The 3876-nt window shown below is 65.8% G+C and carries 3 protein-coding genes; all 3 read left to right on the forward strand.

The genetic code is table 11. The annotated features are described in order from the left end of the window. The coding region (locus tag WAW85_RS07575; protein ID WP_422559015.1) for an MFS transporter at positions 1–1123 on the forward strand (1123 nt) is incomplete at its 5' end. 47 nt (positions 1124–1170) lie between these two features. Continuing rightward, positions 1171–1734 (forward strand): nitroreductase family protein, encoded by a 564-nt coding sequence (locus WAW85_RS07580; protein ID WP_422559017.1) that lies wholly within the window; start codon positions 1171–1173, stop codon positions 1732–1734. Between the two features lie 244 nt (positions 1735–1978). After that, positions 1979–3832, forward strand: a complete 1854-nt coding sequence (gene leuA / locus WAW85_RS07585) for a 2-isopropylmalate synthase (protein WP_422559016.1) — start codon at positions 1979–1981, stop codon at positions 3830–3832. Positions 3833–3876 lie beyond the last annotated feature (44 nt).

The raw sequence follows: 3876 nt of genomic DNA on the forward strand, positions 1-3876 counted from the left end.
CGCGACGTTGATGCCAGCCAGTCTGGCGCTGATCGCCAACATGTTCCCCCGCAATGCCGACCGGGCCAAGGCGATCGGCGTCTGGACTGCAGCCTTCGCCGGCGGCGCCGCACTGGGGCCAGTGATCGGCGGTCTTCTCCTCCACCACTTCTGGTGGGGCGTGGTGTTCCTGATCAACGTGCCGGTGCTCGCCGCGCTGTTCGTGCTGGCACCATTTGTGCTGCCCGAGTTCCGAGTGAAGGCGACCCACCCGTTCGACATGCTCGGCGTGGCGCTCTCCCTGCTCGGCATCATGCCCCTGGTCTACTCCGTGAAGGCCCTTGCTGCCGAAGGATTCTCGGCGTTAAACATGGGTCTCGGACTTTTCGGCATGGCCATGTTGGCAGCATTCCTGGCCCATCAGCGGCGCGCACCGGCACCGCTGGTGAATCTGAAGTTGTTCGCCAGCGCCACGTTCAGCGCCTGCATCGCGATCGCCCTGGTCGGCATGATGTCGCAGGCCGGAATGAGCTATCTGGCCAACGTCTTCCTGCAGTCGGTCCAGCAGTACGACGTCCTCGCCGCCGCTTTCGCCGGGCTCCCGATGGCAGTCACCATTGCCACCTTTTCTGTCGGCGCCTCCCGCGTCGCCGACTACCTCGGCGTCCGGCGCACGTTGACCCTGTCCCTGCTGCTGGCCGCGATCGGCAATCTGGGCATTCTCACGCTGAATGTGACCAGCGAACTGTGGATCTTCTTGCTACTGACTGCGGTCGCAGGCATTGGGTACGGTATTCAGTTCGCGCTGGTGACCGACCTCGTCGTCGGCTCGGTGCCGCCAGAGCACTCCGGCGCGGCCTCGGGCGTCTCGGAGACCAGCTTCGAGCTCGGCACTGCGCTCGGACTGGCGCTGCTCGGTTCCCTTGCCACCGCAGTCTTCCTTTCGAAGGGCGAGGGGCGCTTCGCCGACTCGTTCGGCGAGACGCTCGTGCGGGCCGCGGCCCTCGGCCCGGACGGCGACTCGCTGGCGACGTCGGCCAAGGAGGCCTTTGTCAGCGGTATGCACGCGGCGGCCATCGCCGGCGGAGTCTCGCTGGTAGTGCTCAGCGCGGTGGTCGCCTACGCGATGCGCGATCGCGACTGAACTGCCCAGGCCCTACCCTGGTGGCCATGCCCGATATCCCCGCCACCGTGCACCCGCTGATCGCTGGCCGCTGGAGCGCCCGCGGCTACGACGTCAACGCAGCCATCAGCGACGACGGCCTGACCACGATCCTGGAAGCTGGCCGCTGGGCTCCCACCTGGGGGCGCATTCAGCCGGTCCGATTTCTCGTCGGACGCCGCGGCGATGCCACCTACGACAAGCTGGCGGCCACGTTGAATCATGGCAACGCCAGTTGGGCTCCCGCAGCAGTGGCATTGATCGCCGTCGTCACCACCGACGACGGCCAGGATGCGGCTAAGCACGAGTACGGCGCCGTGGACGCCGGGCTGGCGCTGGGACAGATGATCCTGCAGGCCGAATCGCTGGGCTTCAACGGCCACCCGATGGCTGGCTTCAGCAAATCGGACGTCGTCGAGGCGTTCGGCATTCCGGACGGCTACCGGCCGATGGTGATCCTGGCCGTCGGCGCGCTCGCCGCCGACCCGGCATCGCTCACCCCCGAGATCCGCGAACGCGACGCCTGGCCGCGCGAACGGCTGCCACTGAGCGAGACCGCGTTCGCCGGACGGTGGGGCACCCGCTTCAGCTAACCGCTCTGCGTGTGGCGACCCGCTTTGAATGTCCCGCGGCCCACTGGCGGGTAGCGACGTTCAAAGAAGGTCGCGACATACCTCACTTGGATGCGAATGGCGAGCTGTCGTACGATGCCAGTATGCAGCGCACCCTCCTTCTCGGTTGCCGCGGCGGGGTCTGACACGACCGGCCCTCCGTCGCGGGCCCTGAAACGTGCCGGTCAACCCCTTTTTCTTCCTCTTCCAAGGAGTTTGACCAGTCATGGCAGCAGCAGACGCATTCGCTTCCGGCCCGAGCCGGATCGTTACCCCGAACGGACCGATTCCGGTCGGCCAGCCTTCCTACAACCTGCAGCGCAATTCAGCTATGCCGGTGCACCGATACCAGAGCTTCGCCGACGAGGTCGAGCAGATCTCGCTGCCGGACCGCACCTGGCCGGACAATATCGCCACCCGCGCCCCACTGTGGTGCGCCGTCGACCTGCGCGACGGCAACCAGGCGCTGATTGACCCGATGAGCCCAGCTCGCAAACGTCGCATGTTCGATCTGCTGGTCCGCATGGGCTACAAGGAGATCGAGGTCGGGTTCCCGTCGGCCAGCCAGACCGACTTCGACTTCGTTCGCGAGATCATCAACGACGGAGCCATCCCCGAGGATGTCACCATTCAGGTGCTGACCCAGGCCCGGCCGGAGCTGATCGAGCGTACCTACGAGTCGTGCAACGGGGCGCCCAATGTGATCGTGCACTTCTACAACTCCACCTCGGTGCTGCAGCGCCGGGTCGTGTTCCGCGCCGACAAAGAGCAGATCAAAAAGATCGCGACCGACGCCGCTGAGTTGTGCCTGGCCATCGCCCAGAAGTACCCGGACACCAACTGGCGCTACGAATACTCGCCGGAGAGCTACACCGGCACCGAACTGAGCTACGCCAAGGACGTCTGCGATGCGGTTTCCGAAGTCATCGCGCCAACTCCGGACACGCCGCTCATCATCAATCTGCCAGCCACCGTCGAGATGACCACCCCGAACGTCTACGCCGACTCCATCGAATGGATGAGCCGAAATCTGGCGCGCCGGGACTCGATCATTCTGAGTCTGCACCCGCACAACGACCGCGGCGAGGGCGTGGCGGCCGCCGAGCTGGGTTACCTGGCTGGCGCCGACCGCATCGAGGGCTGCCTGTTCGGTAATGGCGAGCGCACCGGCAACGTCTGTTTGGTGACGTTGGGCATGAACTTGTTCGCCCGCGGCATCGACCCGCAGATCAACTTCTCGGACATCGACGAGATCCGCCGCACGGTCGAGTACTGCAACCAGCTCAATGTCCCCGAGCGCCACCCCTACGGTGGCGATCTGGTCTTCACCGCCTTCTCCGGCAGCCACCAGGACGCCATCAACAAGGGCCTGGACCAGATGAAGTTCGACGCCGACGCGCAGGATAAGGACGTCGACGACATTCTGTGGGCTGTCCCGTATCTGCCGATCGACCCGAAGGACGTCGGCCGCAACTACGAGGCCGTGATCCGCGTCAACAGCCAGTCCGGCAAGGGCGGCGTCGCCTACATCATGAAGGCCGACCACGGCATGGACTTGCCGCGGCGCCTGCAGATCGAGTTCAGTCGTGAGATCCAGAAGATCACCGACGGCGAGGGCGGCGAGGTCAACCCCAAGGAGATGTGGGACGTCTTCGCCCAGGAGTACCTGGAGCCACTCACTCCGCTGGAGCGGATGCACCAGAAGGTCGATGCCGCCCAGTACGACGATGGCGACGACTCGATCAGCGCCGTGGTGAAGATCGATGGCGCCGAGCGCGAGATCACCGGCACCGGCAATGGTCCGCTGGCCGCCTTCGTCGACGCGCTGGGCACTGTCGGCTACGACGTCCGGATCCTGGACTACACCGAGCACGCCCTGACCGCTGGCGGCGATGCCAATGCGGCGAGCTACGTGGAAGCCGAGATCAATGGTGAGACCGTGTGGGGGGTGGGTATCGCGTCGTCGATCACCACCGCCAGCCTGCGCGCCGTGGTCTCCGCGGTGAACCGTGCCCACCGCGTCGCTGGCGTTCACGAGGCCGAGGAAGCCGCCGAGGGTGCCCGCACCTGGGCCCCATAACAACGACGATAAGAGCCGCCGCTGCGATGTTCGCAGCGGCGGCT

This window comes from Gordonia sp. (in: high G+C Gram-positive bacteria), from assembly GCF_049299075.1.
Classification (GTDB): domain Bacteria; phylum Actinomycetota; class Actinomycetes; order Mycobacteriales; family Mycobacteriaceae; genus Gordonia.